The sequence below is a fragment of the Thiemannella venezuelensis genome (genome assembly GCF_014203605.1).
Classification (GTDB): Bacteria; Actinomycetota; Actinomycetes; order Streptosporangiales; family Streptosporangiaceae; genus Planomonospora_A; species Planomonospora_A venezuelensis.
In genome coordinates, this window is the sequence record NZ_JACHJJ010000032.1 from 20,506 (window position 1) to 33,386 (window position 12,881).

Annotated in this window: 14 protein-coding genes; 12 read left to right on the forward strand and 2 right to left on the reverse strand. The window is 70.1% G+C overall.

What is annotated here, in order from left to right; translation table 11 throughout:
- Positions 1 to 9: 9 nt before the first annotated feature.
- Positions 10 to 423, reverse strand: a complete 414-nt coding sequence (locus FHS22_RS32890; protein WP_184948097.1) for a cupin domain-containing protein — start codon at positions 421 to 423, stop codon at positions 10 to 12.
- A 187-nt stretch (positions 424 to 610) separates the two neighbouring features.
- Between FHS22_RS32890 and FHS22_RS32895 the strand changes: the two genes are divergently transcribed.
- From FHS22_RS32895 to FHS22_RS32950, 12 genes are all read left to right on the forward strand, one after another.
- Positions 611 to 1,201, forward strand: a complete 591-nt coding sequence (locus tag FHS22_RS32895; protein WP_184948098.1) for a carboxymuconolactone decarboxylase family protein — start codon at positions 611 to 613, stop codon at positions 1,199 to 1,201.
- Between the two features lie 51 nt (positions 1,202 to 1,252).
- Entirely contained in the window at positions 1,253 to 2,776 is a 1,524-nt protein-coding gene (locus FHS22_RS32900; RefSeq protein WP_221474420.1) for a sugar ABC transporter ATP-binding protein, read from the forward strand.
- Positions 2,773 to 3,774, forward strand: coding sequence for an ABC transporter permease (locus FHS22_RS32905; RefSeq protein ID WP_221474421.1), 1,002 nt, complete (start codon positions 2,773 to 2,775; stop codon positions 3,772 to 3,774). The genes FHS22_RS32900 and FHS22_RS32905 overlap by 4 nt, the downstream gene beginning before the upstream one ends.
- Positions 3,775 to 3,808: 34 nt before the next feature.
- On the forward strand, positions 3,809 to 4,765 hold the full coding sequence (locus FHS22_RS32910) for a sugar ABC transporter substrate-binding protein (RefSeq protein WP_184948100.1): 957 nt from the start codon (positions 3,809 to 3,811) through the stop codon (positions 4,763 to 4,765).
- A gap of 83 nt (positions 4,766 to 4,848) precedes the next feature.
- Entirely contained in the window at positions 4,849 to 5,760 is a 912-nt protein-coding gene (locus tag FHS22_RS32915) for a LysR family transcriptional regulator (protein WP_184948101.1), read from the forward strand.
- Positions 5,761 to 5,907: 147 nt separating this feature from the next.
- Positions 5,908 to 6,831, forward strand: a complete 924-nt coding sequence (locus FHS22_RS39440) for a VOC family protein (RefSeq protein ID WP_184948102.1) — start codon at positions 5,908 to 5,910, stop codon at positions 6,829 to 6,831.
- Positions 6,832 to 6,847: 16 nt separating this feature from the next.
- Complete coding sequence (locus FHS22_RS32925; protein WP_184948103.1) at positions 6,848 to 8,296, forward strand: NAD-dependent succinate-semialdehyde dehydrogenase; 1,449 nt, start codon at positions 6,848 to 6,850, stop codon at positions 8,294 to 8,296.
- Between the two features lie 7 nt (positions 8,297 to 8,303).
- A complete protein-coding gene (locus tag FHS22_RS32930) occupies positions 8,304 to 9,080 on the forward strand; it encodes a fumarylacetoacetate hydrolase family protein (RefSeq protein WP_184948104.1) in 777 nt (258 codons plus the stop codon).
- A 27-nt stretch (positions 9,081 to 9,107) separates the two neighbouring features.
- Positions 9,108 to 9,479, forward strand: coding sequence for a VOC family protein (locus FHS22_RS32935; protein WP_184948105.1), 372 nt, complete (start codon positions 9,108 to 9,110; stop codon positions 9,477 to 9,479).
- Between the two features lie 32 nt (positions 9,480 to 9,511).
- Positions 9,512 to 10,300, forward strand: a complete 789-nt coding sequence (locus FHS22_RS32940; RefSeq protein ID WP_184948106.1) for an alpha/beta fold hydrolase — start codon at positions 9,512 to 9,514, stop codon at positions 10,298 to 10,300.
- On the forward strand, positions 10,297 to 10,761 hold the full coding sequence (locus FHS22_RS32945) for a GlcG/HbpS family heme-binding protein (RefSeq protein ID WP_184948107.1): 465 nt from the start codon (positions 10,297 to 10,299) through the stop codon (positions 10,759 to 10,761). The genes FHS22_RS32940 and FHS22_RS32945 overlap by 4 nt, the downstream gene beginning before the upstream one ends.
- Positions 10,754 to 11,806, forward strand: coding sequence for a methionine synthase II (cobalamin-independent)-like protein (locus tag FHS22_RS32950; protein ID WP_184948108.1), 1,053 nt, complete (start codon positions 10,754 to 10,756; stop codon positions 11,804 to 11,806). The genes FHS22_RS32945 and FHS22_RS32950 overlap by 8 nt, the downstream gene beginning before the upstream one ends.
- Before the next feature lie 111 nt (positions 11,807 to 11,917).
- On the opposite strand, the gene FHS22_RS32955 is transcribed toward FHS22_RS32950, so the two are convergent.
- The gene (locus tag FHS22_RS32955; protein WP_184948109.1) at positions 11,918 to 12,865 is read right to left on the reverse strand and encodes an NADP-dependent oxidoreductase; all 948 of its coding nucleotides are present in this window, start codon (positions 12,863 to 12,865) and stop codon (positions 11,918 to 11,920) included.
- Positions 12,866 to 12,881: the final 16 nt, after the last annotated feature.

Here is a 12,881-nt window from a genome sequence, read left to right on the forward strand (position 1 = left end):
ACGTCCCGGTCAGCTTCGCCCGCCCATCTGGTCGGCGGGGGAGAGGTGCTCCACGGTGATCCCCGTGTCGGTGAAGGTGCGGGTCACCGTGCCCGAAGTGTAGACCCACAGGATCCTGAGGGGGACCTGGCCGACGTTGCGGAACAGGTGGGGGATGGGCGAGGGGATGTACGTGGTGTCGAACTGCTCCAGGCGGGTCACGGACCCCTCCACCAGGACCTCGGCCTCGCCCTCCAGCACGGTGACGTGCTCGTCGCAGTTGTGCGAGTGCATCGGGGCGCCGGTGCCGACGGGGTAGACGCTGATGCCGCTGGTGATCCGGTTCTCTCCGCCGGCCGAGGTCGTCGTGATCAGCGGGGTCGTGACGACCGAGCCGCCGCGGTCGAGAGTCCGGACCTCGGACACCTTGATGATCACTGTCATGATATTTACCCTTCGTCCGGTCCTGTATGTCGTCCGAGGTTAAAGCCGGATCCCTGCCCGCCGGCGTCACATGCCGTGCAGCTTTACGTTGCGTCAGGCGGTATGTGAGCACTCCCACATGCGCTGTACCGTCTTCCGAAATCGCCCCTCTCGCCCCTGGGGCCCAAGGTAAAGGTGGTAGCCACTCATGAGACTTCCCATCCTCGGCCCCGACGACATGAACGAACGCCAGCGGGAGATCGCCGGGCGCATCGCGGGGCGCCGGGGCGCGGTCCGTGGACCGTTCCGGGTATGGCTCCAGAGCCCCGAGCTGTGCGACCGGGTCGAGTCGCTGGGAGCGTTCGTCCGGTTCGAGTCCAGCCTGCCGCTGCGGCTGCGCGAGCTCTCTCTGCTGATGGCCGCGCGCCACTGGGACGCGCAGTACTCGTGGAACGCCCACGTCGACAAGGCCGTCGAGTCGGGCATACCCGCCGAGGCCGTCCAGGCGATCGCCGAACGCCGTGAGCCGGTGTTCGACCGGGAGGAGGACACCGCCTTCTACCGGTTCTGCCACGAGATCCTCGAAGAGCACTTCGTCCGGGACGAGACCTTCCACGAGGCCGAGAAGCACTTCGGGGCCCAGGGACTGGTGGACGCGGTCGGCTCGCTGGGCAACTTCAGCATGCTCGGCATGTGCCTCAACGCGTTCCAGGTCGACCTGCAGCCCGACCGCACTCCGCCCTTCCCCGACATCCGCGGCTACGGCCGCGTGACGCCGGACACTGAAGGATCCCGGTGAGGTCGGCTCACCTTACGGCCACCGAACGGGGGATCAGGTATGACGAGCACCATGCTTGACTCCATAACCGGCGTGGGTGGTCCTTCCCCCGAGGCGGTCATCCGCGTCCGCGACGTCACCAAGAGCTTCGGCGGCGCGGCAGCCCTGAAGAACGTCTCCCTCGACGTCCACGCCGGAGAGGTCCACGCCCTCATGGGCATGAACGGCGCGGGCAAGTCCACCCTGGTCAAGATCTTGTCGGGCGCGCACAACCCCGACCTCGGCCACATCGAGGTCGCCGACCGGGTGCAGACCCAGCTGACGCCCCGGCGGGCACGCCGGCTGGGCATCTCGACCGTTCCCCAGCGGAGGGAACTCGTCATGAGCCTCACGGTCGCCGAGAACATCATGCTCGGCGACCTGCCCAACCGGCGGTCGGTCGTGCGGTGGCGGTCGGTGGCGGACGAGGCGCGGGCGGCGCTCGACGGGCTCGGCATCAGCATCGACGTCGGCCACATCGCCGGCGACCTGACCGTCGCCGAGCAGACCATGGTCGAGGTGGCCCGTGAGGTCCGCAGAGGCGGCCGGGTGCTCATCCTCGACGAGCCCACCGCCTGCCTGGGAGCCGATGCCGCCGAGCAGATCCGCGCCCTGGTGCGCAGGCTGCGCGACGGCGGCGTCGCCGTCGTCTACATCTCGCACCACATCGACGAGGTCCTCGGGATCGCGGACCGCATCACCGTCCTGCGGGACGGCGCCGTCGTCCGGAGCGGAGTAACGGGTGACATCGACGAACGCGGGCTCGTCCGCGACATGGCCGGTCGCGACGTGGTGTCCGAGCGCCCGCAGCGGGCGGCCGCCTCGCGGGACGTCGGGCTCGCCGTACGGGATCTGAGCCACGGCCGGAGCATCGACGGATTCCACGTCGAGGTGCGCAAAGGCGAGATCGTGGCGGTGCTGGGACCGGCGGGGGACGCCCAGTCGCGCCTGTTCGACCTGCTGTCGGGACGCCGCCGGCCCGATCGCGGAGCGCTCTGCGTGGACGGCAGGCCCGTCCCGCTCGGGAGCGTCTCCCGAGCTCTGGGCAGCGGCCTGCGCTGCGTGACCGGAGACCGCCGGAGCCTCGGCCTGATCCCCGACCTCTCCATCGACGAGAACCTGCTCCTCGCCCAGGACCGCCTGGCCGGCCGGCGCCTGCACCGGTCGAGCGCCCTCGCCCGCCGCGCCGCGCCGCTGCGCGACGACTACAGGGTGGTGTCACTGGCGAAGAACCCTCCGGTGGGAAGGCTGTCCGGGGGCAACCAGCAGAAGGTGCTCCTGGCCAAGTGGCTCGGCACCCGTCCGGCGGCGTGCTTCCTGGAGGACCCGACCAACGGGGTGGACGTCGCGGCCATGGCGGACATCCACACGCTCATCGACGCGCTCGCCCGGGAGGGCGTGGCGGTCCTGCTGGCCTCCTCCTCCGCCGAGGAGGTGATGCGCCTGGCCGACCGCGTCATCGTGGTGCGCGGCGGGCGGATGGTCGCCGAACACGAGATCAACGGCATCACACGCGACGAGCTGGTCGCCACCGTCCTGGGAGGAGAACTCTCGTGAGCATCGGTTCCCCCGCTCGCACCGGCGCCTCGGAGACCGCGCCCCAGGCGCCCGACCGCAGGTGGAGGCTGCCGGACATGCGTATCCCGCACTCCGGCCTGATCCTCATGCTGATCCTGGTCGTCGCGCTCGCCAGTTTCCAGACCGACTCCTTCCTCACGACGACGAACCTGCTCAACGTGCTGCGGCAGGTCAGCGCGGGCGCCGTCATCGCGGCCGGGCTGACCTTGCTCATGACGGCCGGAGGCATGGACTTCTCCATGGGGAGCGTCGTCGCCGTCACCACAGCCGTCGCGGCGCAGCTCATCGCGCACGACCAGCCCGTATGGCTGGCGATCGTCGTCTCCATGGCCGTCGCCACGGTGCTCGGTCTCGTGAACGGTCTGGTCGTGACCTTCACCAAGGTGGCGCCCTTCGTCGTCACGCTGGCGACCGCGACGCTGCTCGACGGAGTGTTCCTCGTCATCCTGGAAGGCCTCAGCGTCTCGGTCGGGGCCGAACTGTCCGAACTCGGCAACGGCACCACGCTGGGCGTGCCCAACCTCCTCGTCGTGGCGGTCATCGTGCTGGCGGCCACCGCCTTCGTCATGCGGTACACCGTGTTCGGGCGTGACGCCTTCGCCATCGGCGGCAACGAGGACGTCGCCCGGCTCAGCGGGATCAACGTCGTACGGGCCAAACTGGTCCTGTACGGCCTCGCCGGCGCGCTGTCCGGCCTCGCCGGGATCATGCTGTTGTCGCGCCTGGCGGGCAGCAGCCCGGGCACGGCCGGGCTGCCCATGCAGCTGACCGCGGTCGCCGCGGTCGTCATCGGCGGCACCTCGCTGCACGGAGGCCGCGGGACCGTCGTCGGCACGACCCTGGGCGTCCTGCTCCTCGGCGTCGTCGCCAACGTGCTCAACCTGCTCCAGATCTCCAGCTACTACCACCTGATCTCCGTCGGCGCCGTCCTGCTGATCGCGGCCGTCGCGAACCAGCTGCACAACCGCCGAAAGTGATCGTTTCCTCATATCCGAGAAAGGCCGCATCCCCATGCGCCCATCCGTCCGCCGTTCCCTCGGCGTCCTCACCGCGGCAGTGAGCTCCGCGGCCCTGCTGACCGCCTGCGGCTCCGGCTCCGAAAGCGCCGCGGGCGGCGACTCCTCCATCACGCTCGGCTTCGTCAACGGGGCCAACACGGAGTTCCACACCTGCCTGCAGCGGGCCATCGCCAGCGAGGCCAAGGCCAGCGGCGTGGAAGTGCTCACCGCCAACTCCAACCAGAATCCAGGCACGGAGCTGTCCAACATCGAGGACATGATCTCCCGCCAGGTCGACGCGCTCATCGTGCAGACCGTCAACGTCGACGCCCTGGAGGGAGACATCGCCAAGGCGAAGAGCGCCAACATCCCGATCTTCCTGACGTCCGTGGTCGCCAAGGACACCACCGACATCCTCGGGGCGGTCGTCGTGGACCTCCCGGGGGAGGGGAAGCTGAACTCCGACTGGGTGGCCGAGGACGCCGCCGGGGCGCAGGTGAAGGCCGGCGTGATCGCGGGTGCTCCGGGCGCCGCCTCCGACCTGCTCATCAAGGGATTCACCGACGCCCTGCCCGCCAACGTCACGGTCGTGGCGAACCAGCCGGGCATGTTCAACCGCACGAAAGCGCAGGAGGTGGCCGAGAACATGATCCAGGCCCACCCCGACCTGAACTACCTGTTCGTCGCCAACGAGGAGATGGCCTTCGGCGCGCTGAACGCCTTCCAGGCCGCGAACGCGTCCGTCAAGATCGTCACGATGAACGGCACGGACGCGGGCCTCGTGGCCATCAAGGAGGGGAAGTTCTCCGCCACCGTCGCCAACTCCCCCACGACGACGGGCACGATGGCGGTGAGGAACACCCTCGCGCTGCTCAAGGGCGAGAAGATCGAGAAGATCGCGCAGAGCCCGATCAAGCTGATCACCAAGGAGAACGCGGGTGAAGCGCCCGCTTATTGCCTGGAGTCCTGACCAGGTACCGTGATTCGGGGATAAGTGCAGAAAAAAATCTATTTTTAGGACATCCCCTCTATCACCCCCGCGCCGGAGGAACCATGGATCGCCTTCTCATCATGCGCAGCTTCGTCACGGTCGCGAAGGTCGGCAGCTTCAGCGGAGCGGCCAAGCTGCTGGGAACCTCGGGCTCGCTCATCTCCCGCCATGTGGCGGATCTCGAAAAGCAGGTCGGTGTCCGGCTGGTCAACCGCACCGCCCGATCCGTCAGCCTGACCGAGCCCGGCATCCGCTACAGCCGGTTCGCCCAGCGGATCCTGGACGAGATCGACGCGGAGGACGAGGGCATCGCGGAGCTCCACGACCGTCCGGAGGGGCCGCTGTCCATCATCTGCCCCAAGTGGATCGGGAGCCTCGACCTCGGTGACGCCATCGCCGCGTTCTCCGTCGCGCACCCGAAGATCACGGTTCGGTTCGAGCTCGGCGGCATGTCGGACCGGACGTACGACTTCCTGGACAGCGGGTTCGACGTCGCCTTCCACACCCGTGACCTCCGGGACTCCAGTGTGAGGTTGAAGAAGATCGCCTCGCTGCCGTTCGTCCTGTGCGCCGCGGAGTCGTACATCAAGGATCACGGAGCCCTGCGGACGCCCAACGACCTCGCGGCCCACGACTGCCTTGTCCACGTCAACGACCCGGTGTGGCGGATCGGCCACGGCCATGCGAGCACGCTGCACAAGATACGCAACGTCGTCTTCCAGTCGAACTCGTATCTCGCGCTGCAGAAGGCCGCCGTGCACGGGCGGGGCATCGCCCTGCTGCCCCAGCGGCCGGCCTACGACGACCTCATGAGCGGAGCCCTGCGCGTTCTCCTGCCCGAGTTGGCCGTGCCGGACAGGCCCCTGTACGCGATCTACGGGCCGGCCCAGAGCACGCCGCGCAAGGTCAAGGTCTTTCTGGACTTCCTGACCACCTGGTTCGCGGGCAACCCCATACCCGCGTTCGAACAGTAAAAGAGCAGTCGCGACCTATCGCTACGCGCAACTAACGGTTGAGCTATTCGCGGTGCTCAGGGCGTTGATTGCCGAGTTGCCGGGTTTCTAGGATCGATGCGTGCCGGTGGCCCCTCACAACTGGCACCTGCAGGAAAGGTGACGGCGGTGGGAATCCAGCGCATCGAGTCAGTTACTTATAGTGTTGAAGATCTTTCGGAGAGTGTTCGATTCTTTGAGGACTTCGGACTCACGCTCGTCGAACGCGACAGCACCCGGGCCGTCTTCGAGACCCTCGCCAAGCAGACCCTCCACCTCGACACTGAGCCCGACCCGGCGCTGCCGCCGCCGGTGGAGCCGGGGCCCACGATCCGCGAGGTCGTCTGGGGCGTCGACACCCCGGCCGAGCTGGAGCGGCTCGTCGCCGCGGTCGCGGCCGACCGTCCGGTGCGGCGCACGGACGACGGGGTCTGCCACAGCGTGGACGAGACGGGCTTCGGGCTCGGGCTGACGCTGGCGCGGCAGGACGGCTTCGAACCGGCCGAGCCGCGCATCGGCAACACCGCCGGGCACGTCAGGCGCTGGAACGAGTCGGTGACGTCCGTCGGGCGGGTCCGGCCGATCCGGATGTGCCACGTCGCGCTCAACATCCGCAAGGAGGGACGCGAGGAGGCGACGGCCTTCTACGTCGACCGCCTAGGTTTCACCCCCACCGACATCGTCAAGCCGATGGGCGTGTTCATGCAGTGCGAGGGCGACGACGACCAGCACAACCTCCTGCTCTGCCACCGACCCGACCGGGCCGGGGTCAACCACACCTCCTTCGAGGTGCCCGGCTTCGACGACGTCATCGAGGGCGGCAACCACATGATCAGTCAGGGGTGGCGGGAGGCCAGGCGCCTGGGACGGCACACCGTCGGGTCCAACGTCTTCCGGTTCATCCACGCGCCGTGCGGCGGCCGCGTGGAGTACGCCGCCGACATGGACCGGGTGGACGCCTCCTACGGCACCCGCGTCCACGAGACCACCCCGCCCCACCACATCTGGACCCTGCGCAGTTCGCGGGATGCGCCGGACGGCGCAGAGTCCTGACCGAGAGAGGGCAGCCATGACCACAGACTTCAGCTATCCCCACATCCAGATGTACATCGCCGGCCAGTGGTGCGCCGGCGGCGACGGGCAGAGCGCCCAGGTGCTGAACCCGGCCACCGAGGAGGTGATCGGGCAGGTTCCCCTGGCCACGATCGCCGACCTCGACCGCGCCGTCGAGGCCGCCGTGGCGGGCTTCGAGGTGTGGCGGGCGACGCCGGTCGCGCAACGTACCGCGATCCTGCGCGACGCCGCGGACCGGCTGAGCGCCAGGAGCGCGCAGGTGGCCCGGGTGATGACCACCGAGCAGGGCAAGCCGCTGGCCGAGGCGCGCGGCGAGGTGCTGCGCGTGGCCGACGCCCTGCGCTGGGACGCCGACGACGCCCGCCGCGCCTACGGACGGATCATCCCGTCGGCCCCCGGTACGCTGCTGTCGGTCCGCCGCGAGCCGATCGGGCCGGTCGCCGCCTTCACCCCGTGGAACTTCCCCGCGGGCTCACCCATGCGCAAGATCGCCGCCGCGCTCTCGGCCGGCTGCTCTATCGTCATCAAGGGCTCGGAGGAGACGCCCGGCACGGTCTGCGAGCTCGTCCGCTGCTTCGCGGAGGCCGGAGTACCGGCCGGGGTGCTCAACCTGGTGTTCGGCGAACCCGCCAAGGTCTCCGCGCACCTGATCTCCTCGCCCGCCACGCGGCTGGTCGCCTTCACCGGTTCGGTCCCCGTGGGCAAGCTGCTCGCCTCGGCCGCTGGCGCGGCGATGAAGCCGTCCATCATGGAGCTGGGCGGACACGCACCGGTGATCGTCTGCGAGGACGCCGACCCGGTCGTCGCGGCCCGCCGCGCCGCGGCGGCCAAGTTCGCCAACGCGGGGCAGGTGTGCACCTCGCCGAGCCGTTTCCTGGTGCACGAGAGCGTGTACGAGGAGTTCACCGCGGCGTTCGTCGAGGCGGCCGGCGCGCTCGTCGTCGGCGACGGACGCGAGGACGGCGTGACGATGGGGCCGCTCGCCAACGAGCGGCGGCTGGTGGCGATGGAGGAACTGGTGGCGGACGCCGCCGCCCGCGGCGCCAAGATCCGCTGCGGCGGGGAGCGGCTGGACCGGCCGGGGTACTTCTTCCCGCCGACCGTGCTCACGGACGTTCCGGCGGATGCGCGGATCATGTCCGAGGAGCCGTTCGGCCCGATCGCCCCGATCGTGCCGTTCACCGAGCTGGATGAGGCGCTGCGCGTCGCCAACTCGCTGCCGTACGGCCTGGCGGCCTACGGCTTCACCCGGTCGTCGGCGACCGCCGAGCGGCTGGTGCGGGGCTTCGAGGCGGGGATCCTGTCCATCAACCACTGCGGCGGCTCCGTGCACGAGGCGCCGTCCGGCGGCGTCAAGTCCAGCGGCTACGGCCGTGAGGGCGGCCCCGAGGGGCTGGACGCCTACCTTGTCACCAAGCGCGTCTCCCACATCCTCGAGGACTGATCCGGCGATGAGAATCTGCCGCGTCGCGATCGACGGGCGCCCGTCCTGGGGCCGCGTCGACGAGGACGTCATCCACCTGCTGCACGGATCACCCTTGGACGGCGAGCACACCCCCACGGGCGCGACCGTACCCCTGACGGGGGCCGTGTTCCTGCCGCCCGTCGTGCCGCCGGTGTTCTACGCCGTCGGCCTGAACTACAAGCGCCACGCCGCGCACGCGCTGTCCACCGGCTACGCGAGCGCGGTCCCGGACCGGCCCGAGGTCGGCTACCGGGCCAACAACGCCCTGACCGGCCACGGCGCGCCCATCGTGAAGCCCGCCGGGGTCGAGGGGCGGTTCGAGGCCGAGGGCGAGGTGGTCGCCGTCATCGGCCGCCCCCTGCGCCGCGCGAGCTACGCCGAAGCCCAGGAGTCGATCTTCGGCTGGACGATCGGCAACGACGTCAGCGCCCGGGCCTGGCAGCACCGGGACCGCTCCTTCTGGCGTAGCAAGAACAGCGACACCTTCAAGCCGATGGGCCCGTGGATCGAGACGGACGTCGATCCGCTGGCCCAGACGACCACCGTGCGGGTCAACAGCGACGTGCGCGCCGAGTTCCCCACCGGCGACATGATCTTCGACCCGTACGAGTACATCGTCGAGACCACCAAGTACATCACGATGAACCCCGGTGACGTCCTCTGGATGGGCGCCGACAGCCTCTGCCAGCTGGAACCGGGGGACACCGTCGACATCGAGATCAGCGGGATCGGCGTCCTGTCGAACCCCGTCCACGCAGAGTAACGATCCCCCAGCAGAAAGGGAGAGTCGATGAGCAACCGGCCCCGCTACATCCACCACGTGAACTTCCCGACCACCGACCCCGACCGGACCGCGGAATGGTACGGCAAGGTCTTCGGCCTCAAGCGGATCCAGCCCAAGAGCAACACCCGGGTCGTGCTGATGACGCGCGGCAACTTCGACCTGCACTTCACCCCGGTGGAGGAGATGGACCGGATGGCGCCGTACCACTTCGCGATCGAGGTGGACGACTGGGACGGCTTCCTCGCCCACCTCAAGGAACTGGGCATCCGGCACACCCGGCCGATCGAGCGCCCGGAGAACCAGTCGAAGTTCTGCTACATCCACGACCCCGACCACACCATGATCGAGCTCGTCTACCACGGCAACCGCCCCTCCTGAGCACGGGCCGGAAGAACACCTAGGAGGCACACATGGGCGTCGCCAAGTCTGAGGACGGCACATCCATCTACTACGAGCGCCACGGGTCCGGCCCGGCGGTCCTGTTCATCCACGGCTCGGGCGGCCACCACGCCGCCTGGTGGCAGCAGGTCGCGGCGCTGCGTGACCGCTACACCGTGGTCACGGTCGACCTGCGCGGCTTCGGCAACTCCGACTCGTCCATGCCGGAGTTCGACGGGCAGGACTTCCCCGGTGACGTCCTGGCGGTCCTGGACCAGGAGGACCTGACCGATGTGCTGCTGGTGGGCCAGTCCATCGGTTCGGTGGCCGCGCTGCGGGCGGGCCTGAGCCGTCCCGACCGCGTCAGCGGGGTCGCGCTGGGCCACTCCATGGGCGGCATCGACCACCCGGAGCTGAGCGAGCTGGTGGCCGCCGACCGGGCCGAGGCCGTCAAGCTCCCGGTCATCGACCGGTTGCTGAGCAAGGGGTTCCAGACCGGCGAGCCGGCGCGCACGTTCCTGTTCCAGCAGATGGGCACGTTCAACGTGGCCAAGATGGCCGACCTGCGCAACCTGTCGACGGGCGGCCCGAGCATCGAGGAGGTCGTCGCCTCCCCGGTGGTCGTGACCTTCCTCGCGGGCGAGAACGACGCGGTGCTGCGGGTCTCCACCGTCCGGCGCGCGCACGAGCTCGTCGAGGGCTCGCGCCTGGAGATCGTCCCGAACGCCCCGCACTCCATGTACTGGGAGATGCCGGAGCAGTACAACGCCGCCATCGTCCGCATCCGTGAGGACCTGACCCAGCGAAAGGCCCAGGCATGAAACTCACATTGGCAGAGGCCGAGCAGATCGTCGACGCCGCGATGAAGGGCGGCCAGAGCATCGGCAAGGCCTTCAGCATCGCCGTGGTCGACGCCGGAGGCTTCCCGCTGCTGGTCAAGCGCTCGGACGGCGCTCGGCCGCTGACCCCCAGCATCGCGCTCGCCAAGGCCTACACCGCGGCGGTGATGGAACGGCCCACCCGCATGCTGCACGACTGGGCCAACAGCAACCCCGGGTTCTTCGCCCAGCTTTCCACGATGGGGACCCACCCCATCGTCGCGACCGAGGGCGGCGTCACCATCAAGCGCGACGGCGAGATCCTCGGCGGGCTCGGCATCTCCGGCGGCACCGCCGCCGAGGACCAGCAGGTCTGCGACGAGGTGCTGGGCGCGCTCGGCTACCAGCTGGAGTTCCCGGCGTGGGCCGGCGCCAAGCAGGCGGGGGAGGCGAACCGTGGCTGACGCGTTCAAGTACCACATCGACCACCACGGGAGCCTGATCCGGCCGGCGGGACTGCTGGAGGCGCGCCGCAGGCACGCCGCCGGCGCGATCGACGACGCCGAGCTGCGCGCGACCGAGGACGCCGCGATCGCCGAGGTCGTCACGATGCAGCGCAGGCTGTTCCTGACCGCGGTCACCGACGGCGAATTCCGGCGCGAGGACGTCCGCAGCGCGGTCACCGATACCGTCGGCGGGTTCCGCCGGACCGACGCCGTCGACAAGCACGGCCGCGCCCAGTGGGTGGTCGACGGCGAGCTGAAGGTCGGCGGGCAGGGGCTGGGCGTCGCCGAGCAGACCGCGTTCGTCGCCTCCCAGACCGTGATCGCGGCCAAGGCGACGCTGCCGTCGCCGGCGTTCCTGGCGGCGACCTGCTACGACCCGGCGGTCACCGGCGCGGTCTACGGCAGCCCGGTCGAGCTCGGCCGGGCGCTGGCCGGGATCATCCGAGCCGAGATCGAGTTGCTCGTCTCCCGCGGCGTCCGCTACATCCAGCTGAACAACCCGCGGTACGCGACGTACCTGTTCGCCCGGGGCGGGCAGGCGCTGACCCTGGAGGAGGCCATCGCCGTCGACTCCCTCGCCGTAGAGCTGGACTCCCGGCCCGAGGAGGTGCGCATCGGCCTGTGCCCGACCCACCAGGCGGCGGACACGGTGGACAAGGCCGCGGCCGAGCGCCTGTTCGCCGAACTGCCCGTGGACCGGTGGCTGCTGCCGTACCTCACCGGGTCGGAGAACGAGCTGGACCTCCTGCGCGCGGTCCCCGCCGACCGGGACGCCTGCCTGGGCGTGGTCGACCCGGCGAAGGCGGAGCTGGAGGACATCGACACGGTCATGGAGCGGATGGACCGCGCGGCCGAGTTGAAGGACATCGACGACCTGGCGCTCAGCCCGAACGCGGGCTTCTCCGACGTCGCCGGCCGGGCGGCCGTCGGCTACGAGGACCAGCGCCGCAAGCTGGTCCTGGTGGAGACCCTCGCCCGCATGTGCTGGGGCAACGAGCTCTAGCCCCACGCGGGGCCGGGAACGGTCCCGCGTGGAGACGGAACCGCCCGTCCACGGGAGACCGTGGACGGGCGGTTCCGTCTCCCGGGGGCCTGCGCCGGCCCGCTCCAGGGGCTAGACGATGATGACGGTCTTACCCCGGGCCTGGCCGGTACGGGCGCGGGCGATCCCCGAGGGCGCCTCGGTGAGCGGGACCTCGGCCTCGATGTGCACGCGGAGCTCGCCGGTCGCGGCGAGGCCCGCCAGTGTGGCCAGGAGTTCGGCGGTCGCCTGGTGGAACAGGTTGACGCCGCGGATGCCGCGGGCGGCCGATGCCTCGGGGTCGGCGGCGCCGAGGGTGCTGACGACCACGCCGCCGGGGCGGAGCAGGCCCGTCATCCGGGCGGCGCCCTCGCCGGGGAAGCTGACGAGGTCCAGGAGGACGTCGATGCCGCCGGGGTGGGCGGCGGCGACCTGGTCGGCCGTGTCCTTCCCGGTGAAGTCGACGATCTCGGCGGCGCCGAGGCCGCGGAGGTGGTCGGCCGCGTCGGGCGTGGCGGTGGCGAGTACGCGGGCGCCCCTGGCGGCGGCGAACTGGACGGCCGACTGGCCGACACCGCCGGTGGCGCCGTTGATCAGGACGGTCTGGCCCGGTTCCGGCCCGGCGGCCTCGACCGCCTGGTAGGCGGCCGTACCGGCGGTGGGAAGCGCGGCGGCGAGCGTGTACGGCAGGCTGTCGGGGATGCGGGCGACCTTGCCGGACTGCTCGGCGAGAGCGTATTCGGCGAAGGCGCCCAGCCCGGCGGGCAGGCGGAGGAACTGGCCGAAGACCCGGTCGCCGGGGTGGAAGGCGGTGACCCCAGGCCCCACCCGCTCGACCGTCCCGGCGGCGTCGGAACCCATGGTGAAGGGGAAGGCGTGCGGGACCTTGTCCCTGAGCGCCCCACCGGCGACCTTCCAGTCGAAGGGATTGAGGCCGGCGGCGTGGATCCGTACCAGGAACTCGCCCTCACCGGGCTCCGGGACCGGCAGGTCGGCGAGTTCCGGCTCGGCGCCGAAGTCGGTGACGATCACGGCTTTCATGGATGACTCCTTGCTG

Coding starts and splice junctions, on each gene's coding strand:
- FHS22_RS32890 (WP_184948097.1), bottom strand. CDS start 423: ATGACAGTGATCATCAAGGTGTCCGAGGTCCGGACTCTCGACCGCGGC.
- FHS22_RS32895 (WP_184948098.1), top strand. CDS start 611: ATGAGACTTCCCATCCTCGGCCCCGACGACATGAACGAACGCCAGCGG.
- FHS22_RS32900 (WP_221474420.1), top strand. CDS start 1,253: ATGCTTGACTCCATAACCGGCGTGGGTGGTCCTTCCCCCGAGGCGGTC.
- FHS22_RS32910 (WP_184948100.1), top strand. CDS start 3,809: ATGCGCCCATCCGTCCGCCGTTCCCTCGGCGTCCTCACCGCGGCAGTG.
- FHS22_RS32915 (WP_184948101.1), top strand. CDS start 4,849: ATGGATCGCCTTCTCATCATGCGCAGCTTCGTCACGGTCGCGAAGGTC.
- FHS22_RS32925 (WP_184948103.1), top strand. CDS start 6,848: ATGACCACAGACTTCAGCTATCCCCACATCCAGATGTACATCGCCGGC.
- FHS22_RS32930 (WP_184948104.1), top strand. CDS start 8,304: ATGAGAATCTGCCGCGTCGCGATCGACGGGCGCCCGTCCTGGGGCCGC.
- FHS22_RS32935 (WP_184948105.1), top strand. CDS start 9,108: ATGAGCAACCGGCCCCGCTACATCCACCACGTGAACTTCCCGACCACC.
- FHS22_RS32940 (WP_184948106.1), top strand. CDS start 9,512: ATGGGCGTCGCCAAGTCTGAGGACGGCACATCCATCTACTACGAGCGC.
- FHS22_RS32945 (WP_184948107.1), top strand. CDS start 10,297: ATGAAACTCACATTGGCAGAGGCCGAGCAGATCGTCGACGCCGCGATG.
- FHS22_RS32955 (WP_184948109.1), bottom strand. CDS start 12,865: ATGAAAGCCGTGATCGTCACCGACTTCGGCGCCGAGCCGGAACTCGCC.